Here is a 15,969-nt window from a genome sequence, read left to right as displayed (position 1 = left end):
TTAGTAGACCCTGCAGAGGACTTCGCCGCCGACGTTGGCGTCGCGAGCGGCGGCGTCGGACATGACGCCCTTCGAAGTCGAAAGGATCGAGATGCCCAGGCCGTTCTTGACCGGCTTCAGATCACCGATGGCCGAGTAGACGCGGCGGCCCGGCTTGGACACGCGAGCGATGTCGGCGATGACCGGCTGGCCGTCGAAGTACTTGAGCTCGATCTCGAACTGCGGGAACTCGCCCGGGTTCTGAACCAGGGAGTAGCCGCGGATGTAGCCTTCGTCCTGCAGCACGTCGAGGACGCGCTGACGCAGACGGGAGGCCGGGGTGAGAACCTTGGACCGCTTGCGCATGTGCGCGTTGCGGATGCGAGTGATCATGTCACTCAGGGGATCGTTGATCATCATGTCTGTCGCTCCCCTTACCAGCTGGACTTGGTCAGACCCGGGATCTGACCCAGGTTGCCGAGTTCACGCAGGGCGATACGGCTCATCTTGAGCTTGCGATAGAAGGCCCGCGGACGGCCCGTCACTTCGCAGCGGTTGCGGATACGGACGGCAGCCGAGTTACGCGGCAGCTCGGCCAGCTTCAGGCGCGCTTCGAAGCGCTCTTCCAGAGGCAGGCTCTCGTCGTTGGCGGTCGCCTTGAGGGCGGCCCGCTTCGCGGCATACTTCGCAACCAGGGCCTTGACGGCTTCGTTACGGTTTACGGCGCTTTTCTTTGCCATTGTGCTTTTCCCTTCCCGCTCAGTTCTTCACGAACGGGAACTTGAACTCGGTCAGAAGCGCGCGCGCTTCGTCGTCAGTCCTGGCCGTGGTGCAGACGATGATGTCCATGCCCCACATCTGGTCGATCTGGTCGTAGTTGATTTCCGGGAACACGATGTGCTCCTTCAGACCCATGGCGTAGTTGCCGCGGCCGTCGAACGACGTCGGCTTCAGGCCACGGAAGTCCTTCACGCGCGGCAGGGCGATCGTGATCAGACGGTCCAGGAACTCATACATCTGGTCGCCGCGGAGGGTGACCTTGCCGCCGATGACCATGCCTTCGCGCAGCTTGAAGCCGGCGATGGAGTTACGGGCCTTGGTGGCGACGGCCTTCTGACCGGCGATCATCGTCAGATCCTTGAGGGCCGCATTGGCCTTCTTGGAGTCAGCGACGGCTTCGCCGATGCCCATGTTGAGGACGATCTTGTCCAGCTTGGGCATTTGCATCGGGTTGGTGTAGCCGAACTTCTCGGCCATCACGCCCTTGATGCGCTCGACGTATTCGGTCTTGAGGCGCGGGGTGTACTTGGTGTCGGCCATTAGATGACGTCTCCCGTGGTCTTGGCGAAGCGAACCTTCTTGTCGCCTTCCACGCGGAAGCCGACGCGGGTCGCCTTGCCGTTGGCGTCGGCGACCGCGACGTTCGACAGGTGAAGCGAGGCTTCCTTGTTCTTGATACCGCCCTGGGGGTCGCCCTGGGTCGGACGGGTGTGGCGCTGCACCATGTTGATGCCGGTCACGAGGACGCGGTTCTCGGTGGGCAGGACCTTGGCGACGGAGCCGGTGCGGCCCTTGTCCTTGCCGGTCAGGACGACGACGCGGTCGCCCTTCTTGATCTTGGCGGCCATGGTTACAGGACCTCCGGGGCCAGCGAGATGATCTTCATGTGGTTCTTGGCGCGCAGTTCGCGGGGAACCGGGCCAAAGATCCGCGTGCCGACCGGCTCGTTTTGCTTGTTGACGATGACGGCGGCGGACTTGTCGAAGCGAATGACGGAACCGTCCTTGCGCTGGATGTCCTTGGCGGTGCGAACGACGATGGCCCGAACGACCTCGCCCTTCTTCACGCGACCGCGCGGGATCGCTTCCTTGACGGAAGCGACGATGGTGTCTCCGACCGAGGCGTAGCGACGCTTAGCGCCGCCGAGCACCTTGATGCACATGACCCGGCGGGCGCCCGAATTATCGGCCACATCCAGGTTAGTTTGCATCTGGATCATAGTGTCAGATCCTTCTGATTACGAGGCCGAGGCCGAGGTGTCCTTGGACAGGACTTCCCAGCGCTTCAGCTTGGACTTGGGGGCGCACTCGACGATGCGGGCGACGTCGCCCTCTTTGAAAGCATTCGCTTCGTCGTGGGCGTGGTACTTCTTGGACAGGCGCACGATCTTTTTCATGACCGGGTGCAGCAGCGTGCGTTGGACGACGACGACGACGGTCTTGTCGCCCTTGTCGGACACGACCACGCCTTCGAGAATTCGCTTGGGCATAGTGTTTCCTTACGAGGCCGCACGCTTCTCGCGCAGAAGCGTCGAGATGCGAGCGATGTCTTTGCGGACTTCACCAACGCGGTGAGTCTTTTCCATTTGGCCGGTGGCCGCCTGGAAGCGCAGGTTGAATTGTTCCTTCTTGAGGGACAGCAGCTGGTCGCCCAGCTGGTCCGTCGTCTGGGAACGGAGATCAGCGATCTTGGTCATCAGGCGGCGTGCTCCACGTGAGCGATACCGGCGTCCAGGCGGGTGACCACCTTGGTGCGGACCGGCAGCTTGGCGGCGCCCAGACGCAGCGCTTCACGCGCCACATCGTCGGCGACGCCGTCGATTTCGAACAGGATCCGGCCCGGGTGGCAGCGCGCCGCCCAGTGGTCCACCGCGCCCTTGCCTTTACCCATACGGACTTCGGCGGGCTTGCCCGTGACGGGCAGGTCGGGGAAGACGCGGATCCAGACGCGGCCCTGACGCTTCATCTGGCGGGTGATCGCGCGGCGGGCCGCTTCGATCTGACGCGCAGTGATGCGTTCCGGCTCCAGCGTCTTCAGGCCGTAGGACCCGAAGTTCAGCGAGAAGCCACCCTTGGCGGCACCGTGGATACGGCCCTTGAAGGCCTTCCGGTACTTGGTTTTCTTAGGCTGCAGCATGTTCCTTAGCCCTCACGACCACGACGGGGACCACGGTCACCGCGGGGACCACCGCGTTCGCGGCCTTCGTTCGACGACGGGCCCGCAGCTTCAGCGGCCCAACGCTTGTCCTGGGCCATCGGGTCGTGCTCGAGCACCTCACCCTTGAAGACCCAGACCTTCACACCGATGATGCCGTAGGTCGTCTTGGCTTCGATGAAGCCATAGTCGATGTCGGCGCGCAGGGTGTGCAGCGGCACGCGGCCTTCGCGGTACCATTCCATACGAGCGATTTCAGCGCCGCCGAGGCGGCCCGAGACGTTGATGCGGACGCCCTTGGCGCCGAGGCGCATGGCGGACTGCATCGAACGCTTCATCGCGCGGCGGAACGCGATACGGCGTTCCAGCTGCTGGGCGATGTTCTCGGCGATCAGCTGGGCGTCGACTTCCGGCTTGCGGACTTCGACGATGTTCAGGTGAACTTCGCCTTCGGTGCGAGCCGAGATGTCCTTGCGGAGCTTCTCGATGTCAGCGCCCTTCTTGCCGATCACGACACCCGGACGGGCGGCGTAGATCGTCACGCGGCACTTCTTGTGCGGACGCTCGATAATGATGCGCGAGACGCCGGCGGCGTTCAGGCGTTCCTTGAGCCACGTACGCAGCTTCAGGTCCTGGTGCAGCAGGCGGGCGTAGGAGACGCCGTCGGCGAACCAACGGCTGTCCCAGGTGCGGTTCACGCCGAGGCGGAAACCGATCGGATTGATTTTCTGACCCATCAGGCGGCCTCACCGGCTTCGCGGACCACGATCGTGATTTCCGCGAAAGGTTTCAGGATGCGCGAGGAGCGACCACGAGCGCGGCTCGCGAAACGCTTCATCACCAGGTTCTTGCCCACGAAGGCCTCGGCGACGACCAGGTTGTCGATGTCGAGGTTGTGGTTGTTCTCGGCGTTGGAGACGGCCGAGTACAGGACCTTGCGGACGTCGTCGGAGATGCGCTTGCGGCTGAACTCGAGTTCGTTCAGCGCCTTTTGCACCGGCAGGCCACGGATGGACTGAGCGACGAGGTTCAGCTTTTGAGGGCTGATACGGACGTTCGTCAGCTTGGCGCGAGCCTCCGTATTGCCGACGCGGCGGGGGTTGTTGGTCTTGGGCATGTTACTTCCGCTTCGCCTTCTTGTCCGCGGCGTGGCCGGGGAACGAACGGGTGGGCGAGAATTCGCCCAGCTTCATGCCGACCATGTCCTCGTTCACGTGCACGGGAACGTGCTTGTGACCGTTGTGGACGCCAAAAGTAAGGCCCACGAACTGCGGCAGGATGGTGGAGCGACGCGACCAGGTCTTGATCACGTCCTTGCGGCCCGACGTCGAAACGGCGTCGGCCTTCTTGAGCAGATACCCGTCGACGAACGGGCCTTTCCAGGAGGAACGAGCCATCTTTAGCGAGCCTTCTTAACGTGGCGGGTACGGATGATGTACTTGTCCGTCGCCTTGTTCTTGCGGGTGCGGGTGCCCTTGGTGTCCTTACCCCACGGCGTGACGGGGGTGCGACCACCGGAGGTCCGGCCTTCACCACCACCGTGCGGGTGATCGATCGGGTTCATGGCGACGCCGCGAACGTGCGGACGCCAGCCCATGTGACGAACGCGACCGGCCTTGCCGAGGTTCTGGTTCATGTGATCGGCGTTCGAAACGGCGCCGACCGTGGCCATGCAGGAGTCCAGGACCATGCGCAGCTCGCCCGAGCCGAGACGGATCTGGGCGTAGCCCTGATCGCGGCCGACCAGCTGGGCGTAGGCGCCGGCCGAACGGGCCAGCTGGGCGCCCTTGCCCGGCTTCATCTCGACGCAGTGGATGATCGTACCCACCGGGATCGAGCGCAGCGGCATGGCGTTGCCCGGCTTCACGTCGGTCTTTTCGCCGGCCACGATCGTGTCGCCAGCCTTCAGGCGTTGCGGCGCGACGATGTAGGCCTTTTCGCCGTCCTCATAGGTGATGAGGGCGATGAAGGCGGTGCGGTTCGGATCGTATTCCAGGCGTTCGACCGTGGCGGTCATGAACTTGCGACGCTTGAAGTCGATCTTGCGATACAGGCGCTTGGCGCCGCCGCCGCGGAAGCGGACAGCGATGCGACCGCCCTGACCACGTCCGCCCGACTTGGTCAGGCCTTCGGTCAGCGACTTCTCGGGACGGCCCTTGTGGAGCTCCGAGCGGTCGATCAGCACCAGGGCGCGGCGGCCCGGCGACGTCGGATTATAAGTCTTCAAGGCCATCTGATCAGAGCCCCGTGGTGACGTCGATCGACTGGCCTTCGGCCAGGGTCACGATCGCTTTTTTGATGTCGACGCGACGACCGAGGATACCCCGGAAGCGCTTGGTCTTGCCCTTGGTCACCATGGTGTTGACCTTGAGGACGTTGACCTTGAACAGGCTTTCAACGGCGGCGGCGATTTCGTCCTTGGTGGACGTGCCGGCGACGCGGAAGACGACCTTGTTCTGCTCGGACAGGATCGTGGCCTTCTCAGTGATGATCGGCGACAGGATCGTGTCGTAGTGTTTGGCGGTGGGAGCGGCGGCCATTACGCGGCTTCCTTCTCGGCTTGCTCGCGACGCGAGGGCTTGTAGTCGGCGTAGGAGGCCTCGATGGCTTCCACAGCGGCCTTCGACAGAACCAGCTTGTCGGCCCGCAGGATGTCATAAACGTTCAGGCCGGCGTTCGGCAGGACGTGAATGTGCGGGATGTTGCGCGACGCCAGGGCGAAGTTGGTGTCAACTTCGGGACCGGCGATGATGAGCGTCTTGGTCCAGCCCAGCTTGCCGAAGTTTTCGCGCAGAGCCGAGGTCTTGGCGTCCTTCACCGAGACGGTGTCGACGACGACCAGGGCGCCGGCCTTGACCTTGGAGGACAGGGCGTGACGCAGGGCCAGGGCGCGGACCTTCTTGGGAAGATCAAAGCCGTGATCGCGAACGATCGGGCCGAAAGCGCGCGAACCACCGACGAACTGCGGCGCACGGCGCGAACCGTGACGGGCGCCGCCGGTGCCCTTTTGCTTGTACATCTTCTTGCCGGTGCGAGAATTCTCGTTCCGGGTCTGAACCTTGTGCGTACCGGCGCGGCGCTTGGCCAGCTGCCAGTTGACGTAGCGGGCCAGCAGGTCGCCGCGGATGTCAGAGATGCCGAAAACGACATCCGACAGTTCCACGTCACCAGCGGCCTTGCCGTCGAGTTTGATGACAGAGAGTTTCATTACGCTTCACCGCCTTCGGTCGTTTCGACGGCCGGGGCTTCTTCAGCCGGCGTTTCAGCCGGAGCAGCAGCGACGGCGCCGTTCTTCTTGAACGATCCGGGGAAGGGCAGGTCGGCGAACGGCTTCTTGTGCGCGTCGCGAACCTTGACCCACGAACCTTCGTGACCCGGGACAGCGCCCTTGATCAGGATCAGGCCGCGCTCAGCGTCCACGCGAACGACGGTCAGGTTCTGGGTGGTGACGATCTCGGTCCCGTAGTGACCGGCCATCTTCTTGCCCTTGAAGGTCTTGCCCGGGTCCTGGCGGTTACCCGTCGAACCGTGCGAACGGTGCGACAGCGAAACGCCGTGGGTGGCGCGCAGACCGCCGAAGTTCCAGCGCTTCATGGCGCCGGCGAAGCCCTTACCGATGGTTTCGCCCTGGATGTCGACCTTCTGGCCGGCCACGAAGTGGTCCGCCGACAGGGTCGCGCCGACTTCGATCAGCGCGTCTTCCGACACGCGGAACTCGCTGACGACGTGCTTCGGCTCGACTTCCGCTTTCGCGAAGGTCGTGCGTTGAGCCTTGTTGGTGTTCTTAGCCTTCTTGGCCCCGGCGCCCAGCTGCAGGGCGACGTAGCCGTCCCGCTCCTGAGTGCGTTGGCCGACGACCTGACAGTCGTCGAGCTGGAGCACAGTGACCGGAACGTGCGCGCCGTCTTCGGCGAACACGCGGGTCATGCCCAGCTTCTTGGCGATCACGCCCGTGCGCATCGGATCCCGCCTCTTTCTAATTAAATCTTGATCTCGACGTCCACGCCGGCGGACAGGTCGAGCTTCATGAGCGCGTCCACGGTCTGCGGGGTGGGGTCGACGATGTCGAGCACGCGCTTGTGCGTGCGGATTTCAAACTGCTCGCGCGACTTCTTGTCGACGTGCGGCGAGCGGTTCACGGTGAATTTTTCGATCAGGGTCGGCAGCGGGATCGGACCACGAACGGTCGCCCCGGTGCGCTTGGCCGTGTTCACGATTTCGCGCGTCGAAAAATCGAGGACGCGGTGATCGAAGGCCTTGAGCCTGATGCGGATGCTTTGATCCATATCGGTCTTATTTCCCAAGCAGGCGAACCTGCGTCCCTGTGAACCATTTCAAAGACCGGAGGCCTTCAGGCGAAAACGCCTTCAGAGTACGCACGTCCGCAAAAACGATCGGCCCACGCGGACGCCCGCGAAGGCCGTTGAATTCCTAAGTCGCTACAAAGAACGGGTACTCAGGTCGTTCCTGCGAACCGCGTCTGCAGATTGCTCTGCACAGCCGGTCCAACAAGAGTGGGCGCTTATGACGTTCGATTCCGATTTCGTCAAGCGCCGAAACGCCCGCAAACCGAGTCACGGCTGGCTTTTACGCCGAAGGCTCGAGTCTGCGCGTCGCGGCGTTCCAGTGCAGTGAAACGTAACGGCAGGACTCGCCCTCCCCTTCCCTTCCGGGCTCGCAGGCGGGGCTGACCGAGATGACGGCGGGTGCGGTCGACACGTCGGTGCGGAAGCGGGCGGCGGTCGCGTCTTCATAGATCGGGGTCGCGGCATTGTCCGGCCCGGCGCGCCAGATGCGGATTCCGCCCTCCGGCGCGGCGTCGCAGTCGCGGGGCAGGACGACGGACCAGTCGGGCACGCCGTCGCCGTCCACATCGGGCAGGCGGCCAATCGTCGGGCGCAGGGCGTACTGGCCGGTCTCGGCCCAGTCGGCGGCGCAGACCACCTTGGCCGAATCCCACAGGGCCGTGAGGGCATCGGGCAGATTCGCGGGCGGCAGGGTGCGGCCGTCGATCAGGATCGGTTCGACCGGCTGGGCGCCGGCGCCGTCCAGGACGGAGACGCCTTCGAGAGTCGGACGCGGGATCAGGGCCTTCGCCTGCTCGTCCCAGGCCCAGGCGTAGCGGCAGTCCCAGTCGCCGGCGAACTCCTGCGACGGGCATTCGCCGTGGTGGACCATGGCCTCGACGCGGACCTCGTCGCCGACGGTGCGGATGTCGAACTCCAGCGCCTGACGGTCGAACGCCCGGGTGAAGCCGTCGGGGCCGCTGACATAGAGGGACTTCAGACAGCCGCCGGTGCCGCAGACGGAGATGTCCTGCGGCCAGTCGATCAGCCAGTCGGTCAGGCCGTCATGGTTGATGTCGACCGGCTTGAGCACCCCTTCGGGGACCTCAGTGACGATCGGCGGGCCGTTGGTGGGATCTTCGGGATCGTCGTGCAGATCGTTCAGCCCCTTGAGCACCAGCCAGGTGAAGCCCTCGGGCGGCGTCGGCGCCTGGGCCGCGGCGACGGTCGGCAGGGCGAAGGCGGCGAGAACGGCGGCGAGCGGCAGGATCCGGGTCATGCACCGAGGATGCAGAATACCCGTCTCCGGCGCGAGTGTCCGTTCCTGACGTGCGCCAACGAGAGGGGCCAGACATACGAAAGGCCCACCGGCGCTCCCCCGGCGGGCCTTCCTTCAGTCAGGCGGTGTGAGCCGGCTGACCGATGCGTTTACTGGCCGATGCGGACCCGGCCGCCGCCCATGACCGACTGGGAGACCGAGCCGGTAACCCGGCCGACCCGGACGTCGCCGCCGCCGACCAGGCTGGCGTCGAGGCTGGCGACCGTGCCCGTGACGGTGACATTGCCGGAGCCGGCGATGGAGGCGTCCAGCGGGCCGGCGTCGCCCTGGATGACGATGTCGCCCGAGCCGCCGATGGAGGCGTCGACCGAGCGCGGTTGACCGCCGCCGACACGAATGTCGCCCGAGCCGCCGATCGAAGCGTCGACCTGGCCCGTGGCCTGGGTGACGATGACCGTGCCCGAGCCGCCGATGGAGGCGTCCAGATCACCGGTGGCGCCGGCGTTGATCCGGCCCGAGCCACCGATGGAGGCCTCAAGGCTGGCCGAGGTTCCAGCGCGGATGTTGCCCGAACCGCCGACACCCAGATCCATGTGGCCGGTCGTGTTGGCCACGGTCCAGTCTCCGCAGCCGCCGCTGCTCAGTTCGATCCGGTTCGCGCCGCGGCCGACCGAGCCAAACACGGCCGAGTTCTGGGTGGAGACATCGACGTCGCGCGGCGTGCGCACCACGATCAGCGGCGCGGCCGACAGGTCGACACGGCCGTGGTTGCGCACCTCGACCGAGGCCCCCTCGCCAGGCTGACGCGCCGTCTCAGGGCCGCTGCGGCAGTTGCGGATGGAGTTGCGGCCCAGCTCGCCGTCAATGCGGACTTCATTGCCGACCCGGGTCACGGTCGGGCGCGGCAGGTTGGCGGAACCACCCTCAATCTCCACAGCGACGTCCTGACGGTCCTCGACGATCACGACCATGCGGGCGGCGGCGTTACGGACGCGGACCTCGGGACCGTCCTTGGCGGAGGCGGGGGCGGCGATGGCGGCGACGCCGAGTACGGCGATGGAAGCGGCGGTGGCGACGACTGCGAAATTCATGACGGGTTTCCTCTCCGGCGATGACCGGAAAATGCCGCCGTCGTTCCCGCAAGTCATTTTAACTCGACGTCATGACCTCGATTTAATCTAGGCCCGCAAGGCCCCTGCCCCATCGGCGGCGCCGACCTCGGGCTCGAAGTCGCGTTCGAAGCTGTCGAGCTTGCTCCTCAGCCCGCCGACCTTCTTGAGCGCCAGGGAGGCGGCCCAGCGCGCGGCCAGTTCCGGCGTTGACATGCCTTCGGTGAAGCGCGGCGAACCGCCCCGGCTGCGCATGACGGCGTTGGTATAGAGAGCGCCGTTGCGGAACCGCGACGGCCAGGTCTGGAAGTCCATCGACAGGCTGACGCAGAACCTGTCGAGGTTCTCCACCCGGTGCGGGGCGTACAGCGGCCAGGTCAGGGCCTCACCGGGCTCCAGGTCCATGACCTGGGCGTCGGCCTCGAAGGCGCGGACATAGGGCAGTTCCTCGGTCGTCTGGCGCGCGACCACCTGCTCCATATTGCGCTCGGGCAGATGGGCCTCGTCGCCCGGATAGACGAAGATCCGCTTGCGGCCGCGCAGGTGGAACAGCACCACCCCGGCCGGATCGAAATGATAGGGCACCCGCGCCACCGGCGAGGAGATGATCAGCTGACCCGCATTGCGCACGGCCTTCAGCCCCGGATAGGCCGCCTCGATCTTTTTGAACTCGCCCATGGCCGCGGCCCAGAGGTCGGGGCAGCCGTTCTGGGCGTCGCGCAGATTGACCCAGAGCCGCCCGGCCTGGATGGCCTCCAGCAGCTTGTCGCCCGACAGCTTGCCGCGCGCGCCGGTGCGCAGCGAGACCTGCCCCTCGGCGTCGTAGTCGTACAGGTTGATGTCGAACAGCTCGGCCGGATAGCGGTCCAGCACCTGGGCCAGGGCCTCGTCGGTCGCGAAGCCGCGCTCGACCAGATCGTGCGGGTGCTTCTTCGCCTCGGTGATCGGGCCCGGATAGCGGGTGCGCTTCGTCACTTGATCTCTCATCCGCTCACCGCCGGATCGGCCAGACGCTGGGCCGCGCGGGCCTTGCCCTTGCTGAGCGCCACCTGGGCCGCCTCGACCGCGCCCTTGAGCCGGTCCATCGAGGTGGTCTCGCAGGCCTCGATCGCCGCCCAGCGCCGCCGGACGCTGGTGCGCAGCCGGTCGCCGCGCCGCTTGCCCGCCGCGTTCAGCAGGCCGACCGCGGCATTGCTGATGCCGGAGCTGAGGCCCGGGCGCATGACCACGGCTTCGCGCACCGTCTGCATGGCGTTGCAGAAGTACTTCTTGTAGCCCTCGCCGCCGAAGCCGAAGTCGAAGACCCGGTAGCCCTTCTCCGAGGCCAGCCGCATGGTGTCCATGCTGAGCAGGATGCCCGGCGAACAGCGCGCCAGCGACGGCTCATAGACCGGGAACCAGAAATGGTAGCGGCCGCCGGCGTGCAGGGAATACTCCACCGCCACCAGCCTGCCGCCCGCGTACATGGCGGCCATGGAGGCGCCGAAATCGTCCTGGCCTTCGGTCTTGAGCAGGGCGTGCAGCAGCTCGGCGGTCCAGCCGCAATCGAAGATGTCGTGGCGGCCGGTGCGCTTGTACTGGTCGCGCTTGAGGGCGATCAGCTGATCCAGCAGGTCCGGGTCGCGCAGATTGCGCTCGACCGTGATCGGCCCCTGCTCGGCCTCGAGGCTGCGGCGGGCGCGTTCCTTGTCCTTGAAGTATTTGCCCCAGGTGGAGCGGCGCTCGGCGTACCAGGCGTCGTATCCCTCGTCGGGCATGGCGACCATCAGGGTCTGGCGCTCTTCGGTGGCTTCAGCCTCTCCCACCCAGGCGCTGACGCGCAGGCGCGGGGCGTCCAGCAGGCGGGCGACCGTCTCCAGATCCGGCGCCTGGCCCGGAAAGGCGACGACGCCGTGATAGTCGTTCATCGGCGCGCCCAGCGGCTGGATCGTGCCGCCGCGCGTCTGATACGGGAAGAAGCCGACCGTCTCGCCGTCCTGTTTGAACACGGCGAGGGCCGCATCCGGGCTGATCGCCCCGGCCACGCGGGTGAACTCCGGGCGGAAATAGGGGCTGGCCAGCACCGGGTCGGCCGCCAGCATGGCGCGCCACAGGGTCTCGTCTGCCGGGGTCAGCGCCTCCGGCCTGATGATCTCGACCTCAAGGGTTCCGGTCATGCGGCTCTCCGATTTCAGCCGGCACCCTGCACCGACCGCTGTTTCGGGACGGTTTAGCGGGATGGTGAACGAGACCTTTCGCCGCTCGGGTCCGGAGCCGAACCTTCGCCCCGAGCGTTGCCGCAGACGGCCAGACCGTGGATAATCAGGAAGACTGCGATGACCTCCCCCAACCGCCCCAAAGACAAAGCTGTCGAGAACGAGAACCTGCGCCCGGGCCCCGAGGGCGAACCCCCGCGCCCCGCGACCGAGCCGCGCGGGGCCGAAGGCTCGAGCAATTCCGGCGAAACCGCCACCGACCCCGCAACCGGAGAAGAGAACGGGTGAGACTGAAGACTGTCCTGCTGACCGCCGCCGCCGGGATCGGCCTGGGGCTGATCCTGGCCGGCGCCGCCCGGGCCCAGACCCAACCACGCGCCACCGAGCCGGTGATCCCGAACCCGATCCAGGCGCCTGAGGCCGATTCCCCGGCTTGCCCGGTCAGCGGCGACAGCCTGGTCCTGGCCGGCGACGGACTGAAGCGGTCGAAGGCGGCGGTGGCCCAGAACCGGCTCAACATCCTGGCCATCGGCTCGTCCAGCATCGAGGGCGTGGGCGCCAGCCGCGCCGAACTCGGCTTCGTCCCCCTGCTGCAGACCGATCTGCGCGCACGGATGCCAGAGGTCGCGGTCAATGTCTGGAACCGGGGCATCGGCGGGGAGACGGCGCATGAGACCGTCAACCGGCTGCAAGCCGAGATCGAACGCTTCCAGCCCGATCTGGTCATCTGGCAGCTGGGCACCAACGACATCCTGCGCGCCCGCCCCTGGAACGACGTCGCCGCCGATCTGCAGCGCGGCGAGGCCATCCTCTCGGCCGCCCATGTCGACGTCCTGCTGGTCGATCCGCAGCGCCTGCCCGAGAACGGCGTCAACTTCCGGGGCAAGAACAGCGAGCTGGGCGAGGCCGCGCGGCTGATCGCCCTGGAGGGCACCCGGGTCGGCTATGCGGTGCAGCGCCGCTTCGAGGCCATGCAGGGCTGGGGCCGCCTCAGCCGGGGCGGCATCGGGCCGGACGACCTGCATATGAATGACGAGGGCTATGCGTGCTGGGCCGCCATCACCGCAGAAGGTCTGGCCGCAGCCCTGAGATAGGGAACTCTCCGGCGCCTGAAGCCTTCATCAAGCCTTGCCGTATTAAAGAGTGCCCCATGCGTCTGCGTCTGCTGCTCCTCGTCTCCGCCGCCCTTCCCCTCGCCGCCGGGTGGCTCGCGGCCTGCGGGTCGCCTGATCGCCAGAACAGCCGCGTCGAGGCGCCGGCGGCGGGCGTGACGCCGGGGCTGAGCCGGGCCGAGATCGAGGGCGGCATCCCCGCGCCCGAGGCCCTGCCGGACACCGCCGTTTCGGGCCAGGCCGTCGAAACGCCGGACCCGGCCGCCGACACCCCGCCCGACGCGGGCCTGATCCGGCTGCAGATCCTTCTGGACCGCACCCCCTTCTCGCCCGGCCAGATCGACGGCCTGCGCGGCTCGAACACGCGTCAGGCGATCGAGGCCTGGCGCAAGGCCAACGGCCGTGAGGACGAGACCTTCACCGAGGCCGACATGGTCCAGGTCCTGGCGAGCACCGACTCCGCGCCAGTCATGGCCGACTATGTCCTGAGCGCCGAAGACGTCGCCGGTCCGTTCAGCCCGCCGCCGACGGACGACCTGTCGCTCCAGGCCGAGCTTGGAACGAACTATTCGACAGCGCGCGAGAAGATCGCCGAACGCTTCCACATCTCCGAGACCCTGCTTCAGGCCCTGAATCCAGGCGTCGACTTCAAGACGGCCGGGGTGAAGATCATGGTCCCGTCCGTCCGGCAGGCGACCCTTGCCGCGGTCGATCGCATCGAGGTGTCCAAGGCAGAGAAGGCCATCCGCGCCTATGACGCCTCGGGCAAGCTGATCGCCTATTACCCGGCCACCATCGGCAGCGGTGACAACCCCAGCCCGTCGGGCGAGGTGAAGGTCAACGGCGTGGCCCGCACCCCGGACTATGTCTATGACCCCGCCAAGCTGAACTTCGGCAAGGGTCCGAAGGTCACAGTCCCCGCCGGTCCGAACAATCCGGTCGGCGCGGTCTGGATCGATCTGGACCGCCCGAGCTACGGCATCCACGGCACGCCCGATCCGACCAAGATCGGCAAGACCGCCAGCCACGGCTGCGTCCGTCTGACCAACTGGGACGCGCTGGAGTTGGCCGAGGCCGTCAAGCCGGGCGTGATGGTCCACTTCCGCTAGACGCTAGCGGGCCATCCGGATGACGGCGCCGAAGTCCGAGCCGTCCCACATCGCGCACTGGTGGCGGACGAAGAAGCCGTCATCCGCCCGGTCGCCCGCCGGGTCGAAAGCCTTCAGCGGCGTTCCACGTTCATTGACGCGCGGCCAGCCGGCCTCGAACGCCGGGTCATGGCCAAACCCCGCCCAGGCGTCGCGCATCCGCCGCGCCAGCGCCGCCTGTTCCGGCGTGAATTTCGAGGGACTGGCGAAAGCCCACGGCCGGCCGAAAACATAGGTCATCTCCGAGGCGTGATAGGCGCCCATGTCGTAGGGCAGCAGGAAGCGGGGCACGACGATGGGCGGGTTCGGATCGGCGAACTCATAGCCGTAGACGGGCACATGCCGGGCCAGCACCCGGCGCAGGGCGTCGGACGGACAGGCGAACCTCTGGTCGGTGAAGCTGCGCGCCATGGTCAGGCCGGGACCGTCCTCGCCGACCGGATAGTGGGCCAGGACCCGCGTCCCCTCGTCGCCGTACATCCAGCGGGTCTCGTCGTCGTAGCGGGCCATGTCCCTGACCTCGACCGCGAACAGCCGGCCCTCGTCGGCGTTCGTGCCCACGATCACCGGGGTGCGGATGAAGTCGCCCGAGGCGAAAGCTTCCGCCGGGCTGTGCGGGACCAGGGCGTCGCCATAGACCGGCCCCCAGGATCCGGGCCCGTTCAGGCCGCTGCGCACGGAACGTGTCTTTGCGATCGCCCCCTTCGACTTCGATCGCAGGCAGGCAACGGCGTCCGGCCCATCGCAACCCAGCAACTCGGCGAAGCCCGGCCCGGCCTGGGCCGCCGTCGCCGCATCATTCAGGGATGAGGGTTCAAGGCATGGCCCGCTCTGCAGGATGACCCGACTCCACAGACCCTGGGACGACGGCGCCGACATCAGGTAGCAGGCGCTCCAGGCGCCCGAGCTTTCTCCGAACAGGGTGACGTCGCCGGGATCGCCGCCGAAGGCTGCGATATTGGCGTGGACCCAGCGCAGGGCCGCCTGCTGGTCCATCAGCCCCCAGTTGCCGCCCACCCCATCGCCGTCCCTGGCAAAGTCCGGATGGGCGAGCCAGCCCAGGGCGCCGAGGCGGAAGTTCAGGGTCACCACCACCCGGTCCTGCTCGACCGCCAGCAGGCCGGGGTCGTAGTTGGCGCCCGCCCCGATGGTGAAGGCTCCGCCGTGCAAATAAACCATCACCGGACGCGGCGTCGCAGGCTCTCCCGCCGGCGCATAGATGTTGAGGGTGAGGCAGTCCTCGCTGCCGAAGACGACCCCGCCCCCGCCGCCGAGCACGGCGCGTCGGCCCAGCGCCTGGGTGCAGTCCGATCCGATGCGCGAGGCGTCTCGCACGCCCTGCCAGGCCGCGACCGGCTGCGGCGCCCGCCAGCGCAGATCCCCGACTGGCGGCGCGGCATAGGGCACGCCGAGGAAGGCCCGGACGCCGTCGCCGTCGATGCCTCTGAGATCGCCCGCCGGGGTCGCGACCACGGGCCGGGTCAGATCCGACGCCAGCCTGACCCGATCCACCGCCCCCGGATGCAGGGCGCACCCGGCCAGCAACAGGGCGCCGAACAGGATGGAGAGGACGGCGCGAGCGTGGTGAATCATCCGGCTCCCAACGCCCAATGAATGGTGAAGGTTGCCATCTTCCCTCTCCCACAGGGAGAGGGCTTGAGCGCACGGCGGCGAAGCCGTCGTCCTTGCGCAAAAGGGTGAGGGGTAATGTCGCTCACCGGTGAGGGCAGAACCCCTCACCCTCCCACTCGCTTTGCTCGCGGGTCCCTCCCTCTCCCTTTGGGAGAGGGGCCCAGAAAGCAAAACGACCCCGGAGATTGCTCTCCGGGGCCGCTCTGTAAGCTACTGTATCTTGTATCTTTTAGGCGATGATCTTGGCGACGACGCCGGCGCCGACGGTGCGGCCGCCTTCACGGATGGCGAAGCG

The 15,969-nt window shown here is 66.8% G+C and carries 24 protein-coding genes; 2 read left to right on the top strand and 22 right to left on the bottom strand.

Annotated elements, in window-relative coordinates; translation table 11 throughout:
* The 20 genes from rpsH to AC1ROD_RS17075 all read right to left on the bottom strand — a co-directional run bounded on the left by rpsH (window position 1) and on the right by AC1ROD_RS17075 (window position 11,743).
* A complete protein-coding gene (rpsH, locus tag AC1ROD_RS17170; RefSeq protein WP_207870911.1) occupies window positions 1–399 on the bottom strand; it encodes a 30S ribosomal protein S8 in 399 nt (132 codons plus the stop codon).
* A 14-nt stretch (window positions 400–413) separates the two neighbouring features.
* A complete protein-coding gene (gene rpsN / locus AC1ROD_RS17165) occupies window positions 414–719 on the bottom strand; it encodes a 30S ribosomal protein S14 (RefSeq protein WP_183213197.1) in 306 nt (101 codons plus the stop codon).
* Between the two features lie 19 nt (window positions 720–738).
* Complete coding sequence (gene rplE / locus AC1ROD_RS17160) at window positions 739–1,299, bottom strand: 50S ribosomal protein L5 (protein WP_492949473.1); 561 nt, start codon at window positions 1,297–1,299, stop codon at window positions 739–741.
* On the bottom strand, window positions 1,299–1,607 hold the full coding sequence (rplX, locus tag AC1ROD_RS17155) for a 50S ribosomal protein L24 (RefSeq protein WP_492949472.1): 309 nt from the start codon (window positions 1,605–1,607) through the stop codon (window positions 1,299–1,301). The genes rplE and rplX overlap by 1 nt, the downstream gene beginning before the upstream one ends.
* Before the next feature lie 2 nt (window positions 1,608–1,609).
* On the bottom strand, window positions 1,610–1,978 hold the full coding sequence (gene rplN / locus AC1ROD_RS17150) for a 50S ribosomal protein L14 (RefSeq protein WP_492033624.1): 369 nt from the start codon (window positions 1,976–1,978) through the stop codon (window positions 1,610–1,612).
* A gap of 18 nt (window positions 1,979–1,996) precedes the next feature.
* Complete coding sequence (gene rpsQ, locus AC1ROD_RS17145) at window positions 1,997–2,248, bottom strand: 30S ribosomal protein S17 (protein ID WP_207870908.1); 252 nt, start codon at window positions 2,246–2,248, stop codon at window positions 1,997–1,999.
* Between the two features lie 9 nt (window positions 2,249–2,257).
* A complete protein-coding gene (rpmC, locus tag AC1ROD_RS17140) occupies window positions 2,258–2,455 on the bottom strand; it encodes a 50S ribosomal protein L29 (protein ID WP_207870907.1) in 198 nt (65 codons plus the stop codon).
* A complete protein-coding gene (rplP, locus tag AC1ROD_RS17135; protein ID WP_207870906.1) occupies window positions 2,455–2,895 on the bottom strand; it encodes a 50S ribosomal protein L16 in 441 nt (146 codons plus the stop codon). Before rplP ends, rpmC begins: the two co-directional genes overlap by 1 nt.
* Before the next feature lie 5 nt (window positions 2,896–2,900).
* Entirely contained in the window at window positions 2,901–3,650 is a 750-nt protein-coding gene (gene rpsC / locus AC1ROD_RS17130) for a 30S ribosomal protein S3 (protein WP_492949471.1), read from the bottom strand.
* The gene (gene rplV / locus AC1ROD_RS17125) at window positions 3,650–4,030 is read right to left on the bottom strand and encodes a 50S ribosomal protein L22 (protein WP_207870904.1); all 381 of its coding nucleotides are present in this window, start codon (window positions 4,028–4,030) and stop codon (window positions 3,650–3,652) included. Before rplV ends, rpsC begins: the two co-directional genes overlap by 1 nt.
* 1 nt (window position 4,031) lies before the next feature.
* On the bottom strand, window positions 4,032–4,310 hold the full coding sequence (gene rpsS / locus AC1ROD_RS17120) for a 30S ribosomal protein S19 (RefSeq protein WP_013268924.1): 279 nt from the start codon (window positions 4,308–4,310) through the stop codon (window positions 4,032–4,034).
* Window positions 4,311–4,312: 2 nt separating this feature from the next.
* Window positions 4,313–5,146, bottom strand: a complete 834-nt coding sequence (gene rplB / locus AC1ROD_RS17115; RefSeq protein ID WP_492949470.1) for a 50S ribosomal protein L2 — start codon at window positions 5,144–5,146, stop codon at window positions 4,313–4,315.
* Between the two features lie 4 nt (window positions 5,147–5,150).
* Window positions 5,151–5,453, bottom strand: coding sequence for a 50S ribosomal protein L23 (locus AC1ROD_RS17110; protein WP_207870902.1), 303 nt, complete (start codon window positions 5,451–5,453; stop codon window positions 5,151–5,153).
* The gene (gene rplD, locus AC1ROD_RS17105) at window positions 5,453–6,121 is read right to left on the bottom strand and encodes a 50S ribosomal protein L4 (protein ID WP_492949469.1); all 669 of its coding nucleotides are present in this window, start codon (window positions 6,119–6,121) and stop codon (window positions 5,453–5,455) included. Before rplD ends, AC1ROD_RS17110 begins: the two co-directional genes overlap by 1 nt.
* The gene (gene rplC, locus AC1ROD_RS17100; RefSeq protein ID WP_207870900.1) at window positions 6,121–6,873 is read right to left on the bottom strand and encodes a 50S ribosomal protein L3; all 753 of its coding nucleotides are present in this window, start codon (window positions 6,871–6,873) and stop codon (window positions 6,121–6,123) included. The genes rplD and rplC overlap by 1 nt, the downstream gene beginning before the upstream one ends.
* A gap of 20 nt (window positions 6,874–6,893) precedes the next feature.
* On the bottom strand, window positions 6,894–7,199 hold the full coding sequence (gene rpsJ / locus AC1ROD_RS17095; RefSeq protein ID WP_003164367.1) for a 30S ribosomal protein S10: 306 nt from the start codon (window positions 7,197–7,199) through the stop codon (window positions 6,894–6,896).
* 301 nt (window positions 7,200–7,500) lie between these two features.
* A complete protein-coding gene (locus AC1ROD_RS17090) occupies window positions 7,501–8,478 on the bottom strand; it encodes a hypothetical protein (protein ID WP_492949468.1) in 978 nt (325 codons plus the stop codon).
* Window positions 8,479–8,627: 149 nt separating this feature from the next.
* Complete coding sequence (locus AC1ROD_RS17085) at window positions 8,628–9,569, bottom strand: GIN domain-containing protein (RefSeq protein ID WP_492949467.1); 942 nt, start codon at window positions 9,567–9,569, stop codon at window positions 8,628–8,630.
* Window positions 9,570–9,656: 87 nt separating this feature from the next.
* Window positions 9,657–10,562: a cupin-like domain-containing protein gene (locus tag AC1ROD_RS17080; protein ID WP_492949466.1), complete on the bottom strand. Its 906-nt coding sequence runs from the start codon at window positions 10,560–10,562 to the stop codon at window positions 9,657–9,659.
* A gap of 8 nt (window positions 10,563–10,570) precedes the next feature.
* Entirely contained in the window at window positions 10,571–11,743 is a 1,173-nt protein-coding gene (locus AC1ROD_RS17075; protein ID WP_492949465.1) for a GNAT family N-acetyltransferase, read from the bottom strand.
* 323 nt (window positions 11,744–12,066) lie between these two features.
* Here AC1ROD_RS17075 and AC1ROD_RS17070 point away from each other — a divergent pair, with 323 nt between their 5' ends.
* Window positions 12,067–12,876, top strand: coding sequence for an SGNH/GDSL hydrolase family protein (locus AC1ROD_RS17070; RefSeq protein ID WP_492949464.1), 810 nt, complete (start codon window positions 12,067–12,069; stop codon window positions 12,874–12,876).
* Window positions 12,877–12,932: 56 nt separating this feature from the next.
* Window positions 12,933–14,003, top strand: a complete 1,071-nt coding sequence (locus tag AC1ROD_RS17065) for a L,D-transpeptidase family protein (RefSeq protein ID WP_492949463.1) — start codon at window positions 12,933–12,935, stop codon at window positions 14,001–14,003.
* Between the two features lie 3 nt (window positions 14,004–14,006).
* Here AC1ROD_RS17065 and AC1ROD_RS17060 read toward each other — a convergent pair whose 3' ends face one another.
* Window positions 14,007–15,635 (bottom strand): carboxylesterase/lipase family protein, encoded by a 1,629-nt coding sequence (locus AC1ROD_RS17060; protein ID WP_492949462.1) that lies wholly within the window; start codon window positions 15,633–15,635, stop codon window positions 14,007–14,009.
* 268 nt (window positions 15,636–15,903) lie between these two features.
* The coding region (locus AC1ROD_RS17055; RefSeq protein ID WP_199734358.1) for an EF-Tu C-terminal domain-related protein at window positions 15,904–15,969 on the bottom strand (66 nt) is incomplete at its 5' end.

Source organism: Brevundimonas sp. GW821-FHT12E07 (assembly GCF_058807035.1).
Note: the sequence above shows the minus strand (reverse complement) of the source record. Positions and strands in the feature narration are given on the sequence as shown.